At 38.9% G+C, this 15,288-nt stretch carries 15 protein-coding genes; 5 read left to right on the top strand and 10 right to left on the bottom strand.

The features are described from left to right. Positions 1-15: 15 nt before the first annotated feature. The gene (locus ACSVH6_RS06655) at positions 16-966 is read left to right on the top strand and encodes a PhoH family protein (protein WP_438076790.1); all 951 of its coding nucleotides are present in this window, start codon (positions 16-18) and stop codon (positions 964-966) included. Between the two features lie 48 nt (positions 967-1,014). Here ACSVH6_RS06655 and ACSVH6_RS06650 read toward each other — a convergent pair whose 3' ends face one another. The 10 genes from ACSVH6_RS06650 to recF form a co-directional block, all read right to left on the bottom strand. Beyond that, positions 1,015-1,848: an energy transducer TonB gene (locus ACSVH6_RS06650; protein ID WP_438076788.1), complete on the bottom strand. Its 834-nt coding sequence runs from the start codon at positions 1,846-1,848 to the stop codon at positions 1,015-1,017. A 161-nt stretch (positions 1,849-2,009) separates the two neighbouring features. After that, complete coding sequence (locus tag ACSVH6_RS06645; RefSeq protein ID WP_438076786.1) at positions 2,010-2,561, bottom strand: RNA polymerase sigma factor; 552 nt, start codon at positions 2,559-2,561, stop codon at positions 2,010-2,012. Continuing rightward, positions 2,552-3,658, bottom strand: coding sequence for a glycosyltransferase (locus ACSVH6_RS06640; RefSeq protein WP_438076784.1), 1,107 nt, complete (start codon positions 3,656-3,658; stop codon positions 2,552-2,554). Before ACSVH6_RS06640 ends, ACSVH6_RS06645 begins: the two co-directional genes overlap by 10 nt. 131 nt (positions 3,659-3,789) lie before the next feature. Beyond that, a complete protein-coding gene (locus ACSVH6_RS06635) occupies positions 3,790-4,404 on the bottom strand; it encodes an FMN-binding negative transcriptional regulator (RefSeq protein ID WP_438076782.1) in 615 nt (204 codons plus the stop codon). A 9-nt stretch (positions 4,405-4,413) separates the two neighbouring features. Next, complete coding sequence (murB, locus tag ACSVH6_RS06630) at positions 4,414-5,427, bottom strand: UDP-N-acetylmuramate dehydrogenase (RefSeq protein WP_438076780.1); 1,014 nt, start codon at positions 5,425-5,427, stop codon at positions 4,414-4,416. A gap of 45 nt (positions 5,428-5,472) precedes the next feature. Beyond that, complete coding sequence (gene asnB, locus ACSVH6_RS06625; RefSeq protein WP_438076778.1) at positions 5,473-7,320, bottom strand: asparagine synthase (glutamine-hydrolyzing); 1,848 nt, start codon at positions 7,318-7,320, stop codon at positions 5,473-5,475. A gap of 1 nt (position 7,321) precedes the next feature. Continuing rightward, a complete protein-coding gene (locus tag ACSVH6_RS06620; protein ID WP_438076776.1) occupies positions 7,322-8,383 on the bottom strand; it encodes a glycosyltransferase in 1,062 nt (353 codons plus the stop codon). Between the two features lie 4 nt (positions 8,384-8,387). Further along, entirely contained in the window at positions 8,388-9,062 is a 675-nt protein-coding gene (locus ACSVH6_RS06615) for a DUF2461 domain-containing protein (RefSeq protein WP_438076774.1), read from the bottom strand. Position 9,063: 1 nt separating this feature from the next. Then, positions 9,064-9,759 (bottom strand): thioredoxin, encoded by a 696-nt coding sequence (gene trxA, locus ACSVH6_RS06610; protein ID WP_438076773.1) that lies wholly within the window; start codon positions 9,757-9,759, stop codon positions 9,064-9,066. Between the two features lie 39 nt (positions 9,760-9,798). Further along, positions 9,799-10,878, bottom strand: coding sequence for a DNA replication/repair protein RecF (gene recF / locus ACSVH6_RS06605; RefSeq protein WP_438076771.1), 1,080 nt, complete (start codon positions 10,876-10,878; stop codon positions 9,799-9,801). A gap of 283 nt (positions 10,879-11,161) precedes the next feature. On the opposite strand from recF, the gene ACSVH6_RS06600 reads away from it, so the two are divergent. From ACSVH6_RS06600 to ACSVH6_RS06585, 4 genes are all read left to right on the top strand, one after another. Continuing rightward, a complete protein-coding gene (locus tag ACSVH6_RS06600) occupies positions 11,162-11,956 on the top strand; it encodes a tetratricopeptide repeat protein (RefSeq protein ID WP_438076769.1) in 795 nt (264 codons plus the stop codon). A 74-nt stretch (positions 11,957-12,030) separates the two neighbouring features. Next, on the top strand, positions 12,031-12,522 hold the full coding sequence (ribH, locus tag ACSVH6_RS06595; protein WP_438076767.1) for a 6,7-dimethyl-8-ribityllumazine synthase: 492 nt from the start codon (positions 12,031-12,033) through the stop codon (positions 12,520-12,522). A 160-nt stretch (positions 12,523-12,682) separates the two neighbouring features. Continuing rightward, positions 12,683-14,530 carry a DNA mismatch repair endonuclease MutL gene (mutL, locus tag ACSVH6_RS06590; protein WP_438076765.1) on the top strand — a complete coding sequence of 616 codons (1,848 nt, stop codon included), beginning with the start codon at positions 12,683-12,685 and terminating at the stop codon, positions 14,528-14,530. After that, positions 14,527-15,288 carry a rhomboid family intramembrane serine protease gene (locus tag ACSVH6_RS06585; protein WP_438076763.1) on the top strand — a complete coding sequence of 254 codons (762 nt, stop codon included), beginning with the start codon at positions 14,527-14,529 and terminating at the stop codon, positions 15,286-15,288. Before mutL ends, ACSVH6_RS06585 begins: the two co-directional genes overlap by 4 nt.

Here is a 15,288-nt window from a genome sequence, read left to right as displayed (position 1 = left end):
TTAATACTACTGCTTTTGAACGAACGTATCATTGAATTACACGACATCGCTCCCAAAGAATTTTGGGGCGCTCAAGATGCCCATCTTGAAACAATTAAAAGGTATTATCCGAAACTCAAAATTGTCGCTCGTGGTACAACGCTGAAGGCTTTTGGCGAAAAAGAAGAACTCGATGAGTTTGAAAATCGCTTTAACCGACTGATGTTGCATTTTACACGCTACAACAATATTGATGACAATGTCATAGACCGCGTGATACAAAGCAATTCACATGAAGAGCAACGCATGCCGGATCATGACAAGATTTTGGTGCACGGATTGGGAGGAAAGCTGATTAAAGCGATGACTCCAAACCAACAGAAGTTGGTCGAATTTGTTCAAAAAAACGACATGGTGTTTGCGGTTGGGCCCGCCGGGACGGGAAAAACGTACACTGGGGTTGCCTTGGCCGTAAAAGCCTTAAAAGAGAAGCAGGTAAAACGAATCATCTTAACACGTCCTGCGGTTGAAGCCGGCGAAAACCTGGGGTTCTTACCGGGTGATATGAAAGAAAAGCTCGATCCGTACATGCAGCCCTTGTATGATGCGCTGCGCGATATGATTCCCCCACAAACCCTGGAAGATTACATTTTGAAAGGAATCATCCAAATTGCGCCTTTGGCTTTTATGCGGGGAAGAACACTGGATAATGCTTTTGTGATTTTGGATGAAGCACAGAATACGACCCATTCGCAAATGAAAATGTTCCTGACCCGTATGGGAAAAAATGCCAAGTTCATCATCACCGGTGATCCGGGACAGGTCGATTTACCACGCCGCACCATTTCAGGTTTGAAAGAAGCGCTTTTGGTGTTGAAAGACATTGAAGGTATTGGGATTATTTATCTGGATGATAAAGACATCGTACGTCACCGTTTGGTGAAAAAAGTAATCGATGCTTACAAGAGTATTGAGAATAACGACTAAAAAAGAAACCCTGACCATCGTCAGGGTTTCTTTTTCTGCTTTTATGAATTAGTTTAGTAAATTAACACGTATAGGTTGAACGTATTGGGTGCGTACCGGTTGGCCGTTTAAGATGCCCGGAACCCATTTGGTTTTTAAGGATTTCAATACTTTAACAGCCGCTTTTTCCAATTCTTTGTCAGAACTGCGAAGTACTTTGATATCCGTCATGCTGCCGTCTTTTTCTACCACAAATGACATAATCACATTAATGGAGTTGGCATTGCCATCGCCTTCCGGTTTTTGAATGTTGTCGGCTATGTATTCGTAAAATTTGTTGATTCCTCCCGGAAACTGTGGTTGTTTGTCTAACACAACACTGATGGTAACCGTATCACTCCCTTCCGTTCCGGTGGTTGTCGTAGTGCCGAGAGTACCGGCGGTCGGGTCTGTAAGTGTTCCGGTTCCGGTAGCGGTGCCGTTGTTGGAAGTGCTGCCGGGTTCGGGTTTGATATCGTTAGTAACCGGGACATCTTGTTGCGCCAACGGAGTTTCCACCGGGATATACCTGTTGAAAAGATTGGGTTTTACAGCCTCTTCAGGATGCGATTCAGCAGTTGTTTTTGGTTTGTCTACCGGAGGTTTCTCGCGTAGATGAACTTGGGTCACATGAATTTTGTCGCCCTCAGGTTTAGGAGTGTTGTTGATTACTTCAGTGGAGTTGAATGAGGAAATCAACATGCCGACACCGGCTATTCCTGCAAAAAATCCCAACCCGGAAAGAAAAGCCATTACCGTGGTTTTTTCATTTTCCTGACGCAATTGATACGCACCATATGCTTTGTTTTTCCCGTCAAAAACCAGATCCAACCAGTTTTTGTCATAAATACTTCCTTTTGACATAATAAAAATTGTTTTAGAGTTAAGTATTTATACTACATAAGCAAAGTGTTTACTGGTATAACGCAGTAATTGTTAAAATAGTATAAAATCGACAATGTTTTTTGAAGAAAGATGTCGATTTCAAATAAAAGGTTGGGAGGCGTCAGCCGATTTTTAAGGAGCTATTTCTTGCTCTCAATGATTTCAGCTAATAGTTTCTTGGCGCGCAGCAGTTTGATTTTAACGTTACTCAAAGGCTCGTTAAGCTGTTCCGCAATTTCCTGATAACTCATTTCCTGAAAATAACGCAGTTGGATGACTTCCTGATAATGCGGTTTTAATTCTTTGATGAACTGTAATAAACGGGATAAATTTTGCTCCGTAATCAATTCATCTTCAGCAGAGGGAGAGCTGTCTGCTACATTATAGGCTTGCTGGTCTTCTTCGTCCGTAATTTCCACAAAAAGAGTGGATTTCTTTTTACGAAGCAAATCGATGTGTACATTTTTTGCTATGGCAATCAACCAGGTGTTGAACTGAAATTCCGGATTGTAAGTAGCGATTTTATCAAAGGCTTTGGAGAACGTTTCTATGGTGATGTCTTCCGAATCGGTTTCGTTTTCGGTACGCTTCAACATAAAACCGTACACCTCATTCCAATAATGGTCGAGCAGATAGGTAAAGGCAACCTGATCTCCTTTTTTTGCTTTTTCTATGTAAGTATTTATTTCCAATGTACCGGTTTTGAGAAGGTGTTGGTAATGAATACATTCAATTGGGTGAAAATCAAAATAATTTCAATAATGGGAAACCAATACATGACGTCTTTTTCTTTAAGCTTTCCGGCGGCAAATCCCATAGTAATCCAGGCAAAAATGTAGCGGAAACCTATAATGCTGACCACGGCAATCCATTGGTATTGGAAGGCTAACAGAACGATAGGCAACAGCAGGAACAGTAATTGCGAAAGGTAGAACAGTCCCAATTGGTTCCGGTCAAAAATTTTATAATGTTTGGCTGTTGACACGTGACGTCTTTTTTGGGTAAACCAATCTTTAAACGATGTTTTCGGCATGGAGTACGTAAAACTGTCTTGCAGGTAGCAAATAGTAGTATTTTCACCCGTAGCAGCCTGATTGATAAACAAATCGTCGTCTCCCGAACGGATTTTCATATGGTCCATAAAGCCACGTACTTTAAAGAATTCATCACGGCGATACGCCATGTTACGCCCCACACCCATATAAGGTTTGCCTAATTTGGCCCAGGAAAAATATTGAGTTGCCGTCAATAATGTTTCGAAACGGATGATTTTGTTTAGAAACGAACCGGCAATTTTTTCATAAGCACCATAGCCTAAAACGATGTTCTTGTTTGGAGCAAACTGCGAACTCATATTGGTAATCCAATCTTTTGAAGTGGGATAGCAATCGGCATCAGTGAATAGTAAGTAATCGTATTTTGCAGCTTTGATTCCCAAGGTTAGAGCAAATTTTTTATTGCCCCAAAAAGCTTCGTTGTTTTCTACTTTAACCAGTTTTATATTGGAGTATTGCTTCTCAAACTCTTCAAAAATTTCCAATGTATTGTCGCTGGAAGCATCGTCAATTAACACGATTTCAAAAGTAGCATAGTTTTGTTCAGCCAAAAGCGGAACAAATTTTTTGACATTTTCTTCTTCGTTTTTAGCGCAAACAATTACCGAAATCGGAATCCTTTTAGGATTTACCGTTTGTGCTTTTGCAAATGAAAATTTGCCAAAAACAATAATATAATACAGAAATTGAACTACAACAACGGCAATGAATAAACAGAAAACAGGTAATAACATACTATATTTTTCGACTTTAAAAAGGTCTGCAAATGTATGAAATTCAATTGTGACACGAACAAAATTAATGGAGATTAATTTTGAGGATTAATGAAGTTGTTCTAAAAGAGGAAATCAAGATTTCAGCAAATTTACTCCCGGTTTTTTTTCATGGCTTCTGCTACGGCTTTGGCCTGATAATCATCGGTTTTTTCCAATGCTGAAATGATATTGGCGTAGTTTTTATCATCCCGGTTTTGAGAAAGTTTTTTTTGAGCTTCAATCGAGGTGATTTCGATTTCAAAAGCGGTAATCCCTCGAGCTTCGCGCATGGTTTTTTCTGATAAATTTTCTACGCGAATGGGGTTTTTCGATTGGGCTTCGTATTTATCAACCAATTTTTTAAGTGCCTCAACCGCCTGTTCGTGGTCGTAAACAGTTACTTTTCCGTATACATGAACGGCCAAATAGTTCCAGGTAGGCACGTTCTCATGATCATACCAGGAGGAGGAAATATAAGAGTGAACTCCGGAAAATATGGCTAAAACTTCGGTCTCGTTTTTGAGACTTTCGGATTGGGGATTGGCTTTAGAAATATGTCCGACCAATACCTGCTTCCCTTTTGTATTCACATCTAAAATCAAAGGGATGTGGGTAGCCCATAGCTTTCCGTTGGTTTGATTGACCAAAATAGCAAAACCGTTTTGGTGGATGAAAGATTCAATGTCCTCCCGATTTTCATTTTTGTAAAGGTCCGGAATATACATGCGCCTAGTTTAGATTACATTTACTTCAGCTTCTATGGCAATAGTGTATTTGTCAAAAACAGCTTTCTGAACTTCTTTGGACAGTGCCAAGATTTCCTGTCCGGTAGCGTTACCGTAATTGACCAAAACCAAAGCCTGATTTTTATGAACACCGGCATCTCCTTTTCGGAATCCTTTGTAGCCAGCCTGTTCAATCAGCCAACCGGCAGGGACTTTAATTTCGGTAGGTGACACTTCAAAGAATTTAATCTCCGGAAATTGTTGTTGTACGGCCTCAAAATGCGTTTTGGAAATGACCGGATTTTTAAAAAAACTGCCACTGTTCCCTAATTCTTTCGGATCGGGTAATTTGCTTTGACGGATGGCAATAACGGCATTTGAAACATCTTTTAAGGATGGAATGCTGACATGTTGTTTTTCCAATTCCTTGGAAATATCTCCGTATGAAATGTTGATTTTATGATTGCGTTTGGTCAACTTAAAAACCACCGAAGTGATGATGTATTGGTCTTTGGCCTCTTGCTTGAAAATACTTTCCCGATACCCGAAACGGCATGCTTCTTTATTAAAAACTTTGATTTCCTGTGTCGCAATCTGCATCGCTTCACAAGACACAAAAGTATCTTTGATTTCGGTACCGTAGGCACCGATGTTCTGTACCGGTGTGGTCCCTACATTCCCCGGAATTAAAGACATGTTCTCTAATCCGCCAAAATCTTGCGCAATGGTCCACAACACAAACTCGTGCCAGTTTTCACCGGCCTGTCCTTCAACCCAAACAAAATCCTCATCTTCTTTGAGTATTTTTTTTCCTTTTAAATCCACATGAATTACCAAAGCATCAATGTTTTGTGTTAAAAGCATATTGCTGCCGCCTCCTAAAATAAATTTTTTCTCGTGCTGATTTTCCTGTAAAACGGTTTTCAACTCGGCGGTTGAATGTACGGCAACAAATTGTCTGGCTTTGGCTTCAATACCGAAAGTATTGTATTTTTTTAAAGAAAAATTGTTTTGGATGGTCATGATAATGTAGCATTCATATTGGCTTACAAAAGTAAGCTAAAGATTTTAAACGAACTTTTTAAAATAGTTTTTATACCAAATGTGTAACATGAATATCGGCATGATATACGGCATTAATTTGCTGTTGCCCTGACGTAATTCGGTTACTAATTTTTTACCGTCCAGATTCTCTAAAAATGGCATGTCAAAAATCGGACTGACGGTAAAACTTTCCAATTCTTCCTGAAATGCAGGGTAGTCCAGTAGGTAAGTATTCCATGGTGCGCTCAAACCAATCTTTCTGAAATTGATTACTTCTTCCGGCAACTTACTTCTCATGGTATCTTTTAAAATAAATTTTCCTTTTTTTCCGGTGAAAAACCATTTGTCGTCCAAAGTCCCCAAACCGGCAATGAGGCGATAATCCAAAAAGGGCTCTCTGCACTCTATTGAAGTCCCCATAGTACAGCGGTCATTTCGGTCGAGAAGGGAACACATGTAAGTATGTTGGTCAAAATACAATGCCTGGCGTTGCGGATTATTGGGATAGAGTTGCTTGGCTTCATCTAATATTTCCTGACGGTAAATATTAGCCGGATTTTCACTTCGACCATAAAATTCCCGAATGTCTTCCGGATATACATTGGAACCGTTGAAAATGACCAAGTCGTCTACATTGTCAATTTTAGAATAGCGCAGTAACTTGTCGTAACGGGGTTTTTTGTTGAACTTTTCAATGGAGCTCAATCCCGAAATCACTTTTAACAATGAAGGACTTTTGAGGGCTTTGTAACGCACATAGCCTCCCATCAATTCATCAGCACCCTCGCCTGAGAGCAATACTTTTACTTTGTTTTTTGCCAGTTTGGATACCGCCAGAAGATGCGGTTCATTGAGGTGCATTAATGGTTCGTCCTGAAAATAAGTTGATTCGAGTAAATTTTTATACAGCGCTTCATTATCTAAAGTGGTGTGATGAAAATTATAATGATAGTCATCTGTTATTTTTTTCGCTAAAAAAGACTCGTTGTGCTCTTCTTCCGAAAAGCCGATGTTGAAAGTGTTGATGTTTTTAAAATCCTGATGATAGAGTGAAGATAAAATGGAGCAAGAGTCAAGTCCGCCACTCAAAAGTACACCCACCGGGACATCACTCACCATGCGAAGCCGAACGGATTCAAAAAAAGTTTCTTCAAACCAGGCTTTTGGATTTTTTATCTCGGCAAAATTTTCAATTTCGGATTTCAGATTCCACCATTTGGTATAAGTGGTGTAGCCATTATTTTCCAATACCATATAATAACCCGGCAGCAATTTTTTAACCCGGTTGTACAAAGTGTTTTCCCCAGCCACAAAGCGATTGAAGAAATATTCATCTAAGCCGTTTTCTGAAATTTCCAAAGGCACACCCGCAGTGAACAAGGCTTTTTGTTCGGAAGCAAAATAAATGCTGTTTTGGAAGAAAGCATAATACATGGGTTTAACCCCCATTCGGTCACGGGCTAAAATCAATTTTTTGGCAACGGTGTCCCAAATCGCAAAGGCAAACATCCCCTGCAGGCGGTTCAGAAAATCCATGCCATAGAGTTCAAACAAATGCATCAGCACCTCAGTATCTGAACCGGTTTTGACGGTAATACCCTTGCTTTTCAGTTCGTCGTAAAAGGATTTGTAATTGTAAATTTCACCATTAAAAACCATGATATAGCGCTTGTTTTCTGAGAAAAAAGGCTGATGCCCGGCTGGGCTGGTGTCAATGATGGAAAGGCGACGGTGTCCCAGTCCAATGTTGTCCTTGACATAATGTCCGGCATCGTCCGGCCCACGGTGCGCCAATGCATCACGCATTTTCAAGAGTTGACTTTCGTCAACTTTATTTTGGTCAAATCTTAAAATACCATTCAGTCCGCACATATCAGTGGCTTTTTTTATTAATTAATTCATGATATGCTTCAGCAATCTTCTTCATATTTATTTTATAGTTGGCCTTTTCTTCCACAAATTTTCGATTTTTCTCGGTTACGGCTTTTCTCCAGACACTTCTTTCAAAAGCATATTGGAGTTCTTCGGCTAATACTTTATAATTGTCTTTAGGGATTAAAATGCCGTTTTCCTGATGGGTAATCCAACTTCGATTCCCCGGGAGATTGGTGACCAGCGGAAAGCAACCGCAGGCCATCGCTTCAAAAAGCGAAGCCGAAACTCCTTCTGTAATGGGCATGCTGATATAAAAATTGGCCTGAGTCAAAAGTTTTGCTACCTGGTCATTAGCCATTCTTCCCTTGAAAATAACTTCTTTTTCGATATTGAGTTCGTGAGCCGTTTTTTGTAGTGATTTCAGCATACTGCCGTCTCCTATGATGTTCAGTGTAAACGGAATGTTTTTCTTTTTGAGAATGGCAAATGCTTTTAAAATAACATCGTGTTTGTACTCGGGTTCTAAGGCTCGGGTAACAATGGCGTTGATGTAATCGAGGTTTTGACTGTCGCTGAACGTAAAAGAAGTCAGGTCGATTCCTTTAGGTAATTCCAGTACTTTGGTCATGTCAACCTTACTTTTTTTCATATGATCACTCATCACTTTTCCCCAAGCGTGAATCAAATCGGCTTTTTTAAAGGCATAATCCTGAAGCATTTTTTTAAAAATATACAAAGGAGAATTGTGCGGCCATAAATCAGTAATACCTTGTTGTGCAATAGCTACAGGTCGTATACCGGTTAATGCAGCCAGGAAGCCGTAACTGGTAGTTCTTTCGGCGATGACCATATCGGGTTTAAAAGATTTTGCAATTCGCCTGATTTTGAAGAATGCCATAAGTAGTTCCATCAGACGGCTGATTCTGCTGAATCCCACGCTGCTTTTATGAAGTTCCCAAGTGACAATTTCAAAATCACCAAATTCTTTAAGGCCGTTCATCCAGGTAATGGCATCCGCGCGGTATGTTTCTCCCAGAAACAGAATTCTTTTTTTTGGCATGAGTTTAGTCTTCGGTTTCCAAAGCTCGGTTTAAAAAGTCATTAAGAGGTTTCAACACGATTAGTTTTTGTGCTGCAATTTTACTGAAATCTTTATTGGTAAAGAGCTTGTCATCTATTTTTTCAGAAGCAGTAAAGCTTTTAAGTTTTAAAAATTCGATGGCCGAGTGAGCAGGGTCAAAATCCTTCGGAGCTTTTTTAAGCATATTACTTTCGTCACGGGTAAGAGTACCAAATTCTTTTACAAAGTTTTGGTCGTTGACGATTGCGTCCAAATCTTCATGAAAAAAAGCAATTTCCTTTCTGATTTTTTTTAATTCTTCCGGTTCCGGGCACCAGACTCCGCCGGCAATAAAGGAGTTCCCCTTTTCAAAATGAATATAATAGCCGGGGCTATTTTTTCGAAATTTATTTTGGGTAAACCAAACCCCAATATTGGTCTTGTAAGGTGATTTGTCTTTTGAAAAACGAATATCTCGATTGATGCGGAAAGTACAATCTTTGACTTCTAAATCTTCCAAGCTTTTGTCCAAAGGTTTCATTTCGGCTAAAAGCGAAGCAATATAATGGTGATAATCTTTCTTGTAATTCTCATACCTCTTTTTATTGGCGTGCATCCAGTCGGTATTGTTATTGGCCACTAAATCATCCAGAAACTGAAGGGCTTCTTTGGTTATCATATTATAAATGCTTTTTTAAATCGTCTTCTGAAATATAGCCGATGTTACGCCATGCTTCTTTACCATTTTCATAAATTATCAAAGTAGGTAGACTTTGTATTTTTAATTGCTCAGTCAATGTTGGATTTCGGTCAACATCTATTCGGGAGATAGTTACTTCTCCTTTTAAGTCTTGCTCCATTTCTGCAAGATATGGGGCCATTTTACGACACGGGCCACACCATTCTGCATAAAAATCAATTAGTACTTTTTTATTGGATTTAATCAGTCCGTTGTATTCCGGCTCACTCATGCCAATGACTTTACTGCTGGGTTTACTGGGGTCAGCAGCATTCCATTTCATCAAGCCTCCGTCCAGATTGTATATTTTTTCAAACCCTAACTCGGCCAGTTTAGCAGCAGCCTGTGAACTTCTACTCCCGGCTTTACAATATACAAAGAGTGGTTTTGTTTTATCAAATTTCTCGACTCTGATGTCAAAATCATCATCATACCAATTAATGTTGGAAGCATTATCAATATGATCTGCATTGAATTCTTCAGGCGTTCTTACGTCCAGTAGTTGTGCATTTGCAGTAGTTTTAAGTTTTTCTGCAAACGCTTTAGCATCAATGGTTTCTATGACTTTTGATTGCTGTGCCTGACAGCTTATAATCAAAAAACTTAATAGCATCAGGGGGAGTAATGTTATCTTCATTCTGAATTGTTTGTTGCTAAAATACAAATTTACATTGTATTAAAGAACAAATATTTTATAACTCTGATGGGTAGTTTTTACTATGTTTTCTGTTCGTTCAGGATGGGTGTCGGAAATAAATAATTGCCCAAATTCTTCATTATTAACCATTTCAATTATTTTACTTACCCGAAATTCATCCAATTTATCAAAAATATCATCAAACAATAAAATCGGTTTTTCTCCGCTTTGTTTTTTAATGAAGTCAAATTGTGCTAATTTTAAGGCAATTAAAAAGGATTTCTGTTGTCCTTGAGACCCAAATTTTTTGATGGGAAAGTGATCAATTTCAAAGGACAAATCATCTTTGTGAACACCTACTGAGGTGTATTGTAAGGCTCTGTCTTTGCTAATGTTTTCTTCTAACAGTGTTAAGGTATTTTTTTCAAACAAGTCACTTTGATACACCAATTGTACTGTTTCGGCAGAATTGGTAATTTGTTGATGGTACTGATTGAAAATCGGAATAAAATCGGTCAGGAATTGTTTTCTTTTTTCAAAAATAGACTGTCCTAAAGCGTCCAGTTGTTCGTTATAAATGCTCAAAGTATCTTTTTCAAATACGTGATTTAAGGCAAAATACTTTAACAAAGCATTGCGCTGACTGATTATTTTTTGGTACTGAATCAGTTGTTGTAAATAGGTTGCATCCAACTGTGAAATCACATTGTCAATAAATTTCCGTCGGGTTTCACTTCCTTCAATAATTAAATCTCTATCGGCCGGTGAAATGATTACCAATGGAATAAATCCGATGTGGTCTGAAAACTTTTCATAAAGTTTGCCATTGCGTTTCAGGATTTTCTTTTGTCCTTTTTTCAGACTGCAGACGATTTGTTCCGTTCGTTCCTTTTTTTGAAATTCACCGTCTATTACAAAAAACTCTTCCCCGTGTCTGATGTTTTGTACAGCCAACGGATTGAAATAACTTTTGCCGTTTGCCAAATGATAAACAGCATCAAGGATATTGGTTTTTCCTATGCCGTTTTTGCCTACGAAACAATTGATTTTGGCATCCAGTTCGAAGGTTACTTCGGGGAAATTCTTGTAATTGAGTAATGAAATTCGCTTTAAAAACAATTTGGTTTTGTGATTACGATTAGTGCTTGAACTCCTTATTTATCTAAGAAAACAACCTGTTGAAATAGTGCTTTCTGACTGCTTAAGGAAAGAGGTGCAAATTATTCAAAAATATTGAGAAAAACAGCTTTTCCTTTTTTTCTTTCTGTCGCTATTTGATATCAGAAAAGAGGGAGCCGATTCTGAAAAAATGATTATTTTAAGACGATTGCAGATTAAATCAATTTTTTTTATGTGGGTTTGAATAAAAATTTTATTTTTGCGCACACTAAATTGAAAATAAATGGCAACTTTTAACAAAAGAGGATATAAATCACCGAAAGAAAAAACGGAAAAAGGAGTAAATACATTCGTTGAAGATATTGAGCAAATTAATGTTGATGAAAAAGACAGTGCAACAGCAAAAGCGTTTGATACCTTAGACCAAACGGCTTCTAAAGCAGAGGATTTTGTTGCTAAAAATCAAAAATACATATTAGGATTCCTTGGTGCCGTAGCTTTAGTAACGGTTAGTTATTTGTTATATCAAAAATTTGTAGCTGAGCCTAAACAACAGACAGCAGCAGACGAATTATTCGTTTTGCAACAGAATTTCCAAAAAGCTGTTGATGGTGGAGCCAAAGCAGATTCACTATACAATTTAGTATTAAAAGGTTCTGAAGGGAAATTCGGTGCGCCGAGAGTTGCCGAAGAATATGCCGGAACAGATGCCGGAAACTTAGCCAATTATTACGCCGGAATTGCTTACTTGAACACTGGTAAATATGCTGAGGCTATTGCAAGTTTAGAGAAATTTTCTTCTAAAGATATTATGTTAAGCACCTTGGCTCAAGGAGCTATCGGTGATGCTTATGCACAACAAAACAAACAAAAAGAAGCGTTGGACTACTATATCAAAGCGGCTGATGCCAGTCATAATGATTTTACCCGTCCGAGATTCTTGTTGAAAGCCGGTAAAACAGCTTTGGTTTTAGGAAACAAAGCGGATGCCTTAAAATATTTTACCGATATCAAAGATAATTATGATGCCACTCCGGAAGGACAAAACATCGATGCGCTAATTGGGTTAGCTCAATAAAAAGCACAAAATAATATTTTTATAAAAGGATTAGAGATAGTATCTTTAATCCTTTTTTATTTAAAACATATACTATGGCTACTGCAAACAAAAATTTGTCTGATTATAACAAAAATGAACTTCCCAATGCAAAGGATTTTCGCTTTGGTATTGTGGTTTCTGAATGGAACGACCACATTACAAACGGACTTTACAAAGGGGCAGAGGAAGCACTATTAGACTGTGGCGCACTGCCCGAAAATTTGATTCGTTGGAATGTTCCGGGAAGTTTTGAATTGGTTTACGGCGCCCAAAGAATGATTGTCACTCAGGAAGTGGATGTGGTCATTACTATAGGATGTGTCATCAAAGGTGAAACGATGCATTTTGAATTTGTCTGCGAGGGCGTGACGCAAGGCATCAAAGACCTGAATGTACAAACCGATGTGCCGGTTATTTTTTGTTTGCTGACCGATAACAACGAGCAACAATCTATCGACCGAAGCGGCGGCATTCATGGGAACAAAGGAACCGAAGCAGCCATAGCTGCCATTAAAATGGCGGATTTAAGGAGAAAGACAATGTAATTTTTTACCTTTTTTAATTAAAATGATAGCCTATTCCCTTGTGAATAGGTTTTTTATTTTTAGCCAATGATTAACAGTAAATCCGATTACTTTTTCCTTAAATTTGCTTACTTTGGTTTTACCACAGTTAACCCATTTACTGAACACTGAATACTATTAAATGTCAAGCATAATTCAATTACTTCCTGATCACGTTGCCAACCAAATAGCTGCCGGCGAGGTGGTGCAAAGACCGGCCTCTGTGGTAAAAGAATTATTAGAAAATGCCGTTGATGCCAATGCTACCGATATAAAACTGATTATTAAAGACGCCGGAAAATCGTTGATTCAGGTGATTGATAACGGTAAAGGAATGAGCGTAACCGACTCGCGCCTCTGTTTCGAGCGGCATGCCACTTCCAAAATCCGTCAGGCGGAAGACTTGTTTTCGTTGCATACCAAAGGATTTCGCGGAGAAGCCTTAGCTTCTATAGCCGCGATTGCTCATGTGGAAATGAAAACCAAACAAGACCAAGAGGAGTTAGGTATCCATATCATCATTGAAGGTAGTAAGTTTGTTTCTCAGGAACCGGCGGTTTTGCCCAAAGGAACCTCGTTTGCCATCAAAAATTTATTTTTTAACATACCCGCACGCCGCAATTTCCTCAAATCAGAAACGGTAGAGCAACGACATATTGTGGATGAATTTCAACGGGTAGCCATGGCACACCCGAATATTCATTTTACGATGTACCATAACGGCAGTGAGATGTTCAACTTGCCGATTTCCAATTTCAGACAACGCATTGTCAATATCTTTGCCGGAAAGACCAATGAAAAGCTGGTTCCCGTTAAGGAAGAAACCGAAATTGTAAACCTGCACGGTTTTATCGGAAAACCGGAATTCGCTAAGAAAAACAGGGGGGAGCAATTCTTTTTTGTCAACGACCGGTTTATCAAAAGTGGTTACCTGCACCATGCGGTTATGGCCGCTTATGAAGGATTGTTAAAAGACGGCGCGCAACCCAGTTATTTTCTTTATTTGGAAGTGCCGCCGCATACCATTGATATCAACATTCATCCTACGAAAACAGAAATCAAGTTTGACGATGAGCATGCTTTGTATGCCATCTTGCGCTCTTCGATTAAACACAGTTTGGGACAATTTAACGTAGCGCCCGTACTCGATTTTGATCGCGATCCCAATTTGGATACCCCGTATCAATATCAGAATAAAGAAGCTGAATATCCCACCATTCAGGTGGATAGTACGTTCAATCCGTTTGCGGACGAAAAGCCCAATAAGTCATTTTCATCGGCTTCTCATTATAAAAAAGAAGCACAACCCAGTTGGGAAAGCTTATATGTGGGACTCAAACAGGCCACGCATGATATCGCTGAAATGACTTTTGAAAATGAGGCCGTGACCTCTTCGTTGTTTGAAGAAAATGAAATAGAACAGGAAGTTAAACGTACCTATCAAATTCATAAAAAATACATTGTAAGCCCTATCAAATCGGGTATGGTGATTATCAATCAGAAGCGGGCACACGAACGCATTTTGTATGAAGCATTCCTAACAAGTATGACAGTGCATAAGGCTTCGAGCCAGCAAATGTTGTTTCCGTTGCAGTTGTTTTTTTCGGTGGCCGAAATTAACCTATTGCGCGAATTGCAATCCTCTTTAGAAAATACCGGTTTTGTATTTGAAGAAATCAACGAGGATCATATTATGATTTCGGGTTTGCCTGTCAATGTGACCGAAAGTGAAATTTCCATCGTTTTGGAAGAGTTATTGAGTGACTTACAAGACGGGATTCCCGACAGTAGTTTTTGCCAAAACGACACCATTGCCAAGTCGATGGCACGCAGTTTGGCAGTAAAAACCGGAACCTATTTGACCGAAAAAGAACAAGAAAACCTGGTGCACAATCTCTTTGCCTGTAAAGAACCGAATGTGTCTCCTTTTCAAAAACCTACTTTCATTACGATGAGTGTGGAAGATTTAGATAAAAAATTCAGTCTATGATGCGAATGACCGAAACTGTTAAGCAGTTACTGATTATTAATATTATATTTTATATCGGCTCCAATTATGTCGGAGATGTAGCGTACAAATTGTTTGCCTTGTATTATCCTGAAAATTCCAATTTCAGAATCTGGCAACCCTTGACCAGCATGTTTATGCATGCTCAAATGCCGAACTTGATGCATATTGTGTTCAATATGTTTGCCTTGGTGTCTTTCGGGAGTGCCTTGGAGCATTTTTGGGGCGCCAAAAAGTTCATTTTCTTTTATATTTCATGTGGTCTGGGAGCTGCTTTGTTGCACACCGGATTTAATTATTTTGAATACCATCAGGCTTTAGAAGCGTTACAAAACGCCCATGTTTCGCAAGGTGATGTTATGGCTCTATTGCAAGAGGGAAAATACAATAACAGTATAGCGGAATTGGTTCCGGTATCGACACTTGAACAACTTTATTTTTCATATAACATACCTTCACTGGGGGCTTCCGGTGCCATATACGGATTGTTAACGGCTTTTGCTTTTATGTTCCCTATGGCCGAATTGGGTATTATGTTTATTCCGATTCCTATTAAGGCCAAATATTTTGTTCCGGGCTTATTGGCGGTAGATTTGATCTTAGGTTTTAAAGGGAGTTCTATTTTTGGGAGCGGAGGAACAGGAATTGCTCACTTTGCTCACGTAGGAGGTGCCGTTACCGGTTTTATCATGATGTGGTACTGGAAGAGAAATCAGTTTAATAAAAATCGATGGAATTAA

Source organism: Flavobacterium sp. XGLA_31 (genome assembly GCF_051547105.1).
Lineage (GTDB): Bacteria > Bacteroidota > Bacteroidia > Flavobacteriales > Flavobacteriaceae > Flavobacterium.
Note: the sequence above shows the minus strand (reverse complement) of the source record. Positions and strands in the feature narration are given on the sequence as shown.

What these genes read in the sequence shown, in the direction of transcription:
- ACSVH6_RS06650 (WP_438076788.1), bottom strand. Translation starts at nt 1,848, where the DNA reads ATGTCAAAAGGAAGTATTTATGACAAAAACTGGTTGGATCTGGTTTTT.
- ACSVH6_RS06640 (WP_438076784.1), bottom strand. Translation starts at nt 3,658, where the DNA reads ATGTTATTACCTGTTTTCTGTTTATTCATTGCCGTTGTTGTAGTTCAA.
- ACSVH6_RS06635 (WP_438076782.1), bottom strand. Translation starts at nt 4,404, where the DNA reads ATGTATATTCCGGACCTTTACAAAAATGAAAATCGGGAGGACATTGAA.
- murB (WP_438076780.1), bottom strand. Translation starts at nt 5,427, where the DNA reads ATGACCATCCAAAACAATTTTTCTTTAAAAAAATACAATACTTTCGGT.
- asnB (WP_438076778.1), bottom strand. Translation starts at nt 7,320, where the DNA reads ATGTGCGGACTGAATGGTATTTTAAGATTTGACCAAAATAAAGTTGAC.
- ACSVH6_RS06620 (WP_438076776.1), bottom strand. Translation starts at nt 8,383, where the DNA reads ATGCCAAAAAAAAGAATTCTGTTTCTGGGAGAAACATACCGCGCGGAT.
- ACSVH6_RS06615 (WP_438076774.1), bottom strand. Translation starts at nt 9,062, where the DNA reads ATGATAACCAAAGAAGCCCTTCAGTTTCTGGATGATTTAGTGGCCAAT.
- trxA (WP_438076773.1), bottom strand. Translation starts at nt 9,759, where the DNA reads ATGAAGATAACATTACTCCCCCTGATGCTATTAAGTTTTTTGATTATA.
- ACSVH6_RS06600 (WP_438076769.1), top strand. Translation starts at nt 11,162, where the DNA reads ATGGCAACTTTTAACAAAAGAGGATATAAATCACCGAAAGAAAAAACG.
- ribH (WP_438076767.1), top strand. Translation starts at nt 12,031, where the DNA reads ATGGCTACTGCAAACAAAAATTTGTCTGATTATAACAAAAATGAACTT.
- mutL (WP_438076765.1), top strand. Translation starts at nt 12,683, where the DNA reads ATGTCAAGCATAATTCAATTACTTCCTGATCACGTTGCCAACCAAATA.
- ACSVH6_RS06585 (WP_438076763.1), top strand. Translation starts at nt 14,527, where the DNA reads ATGATGCGAATGACCGAAACTGTTAAGCAGTTACTGATTATTAATATT.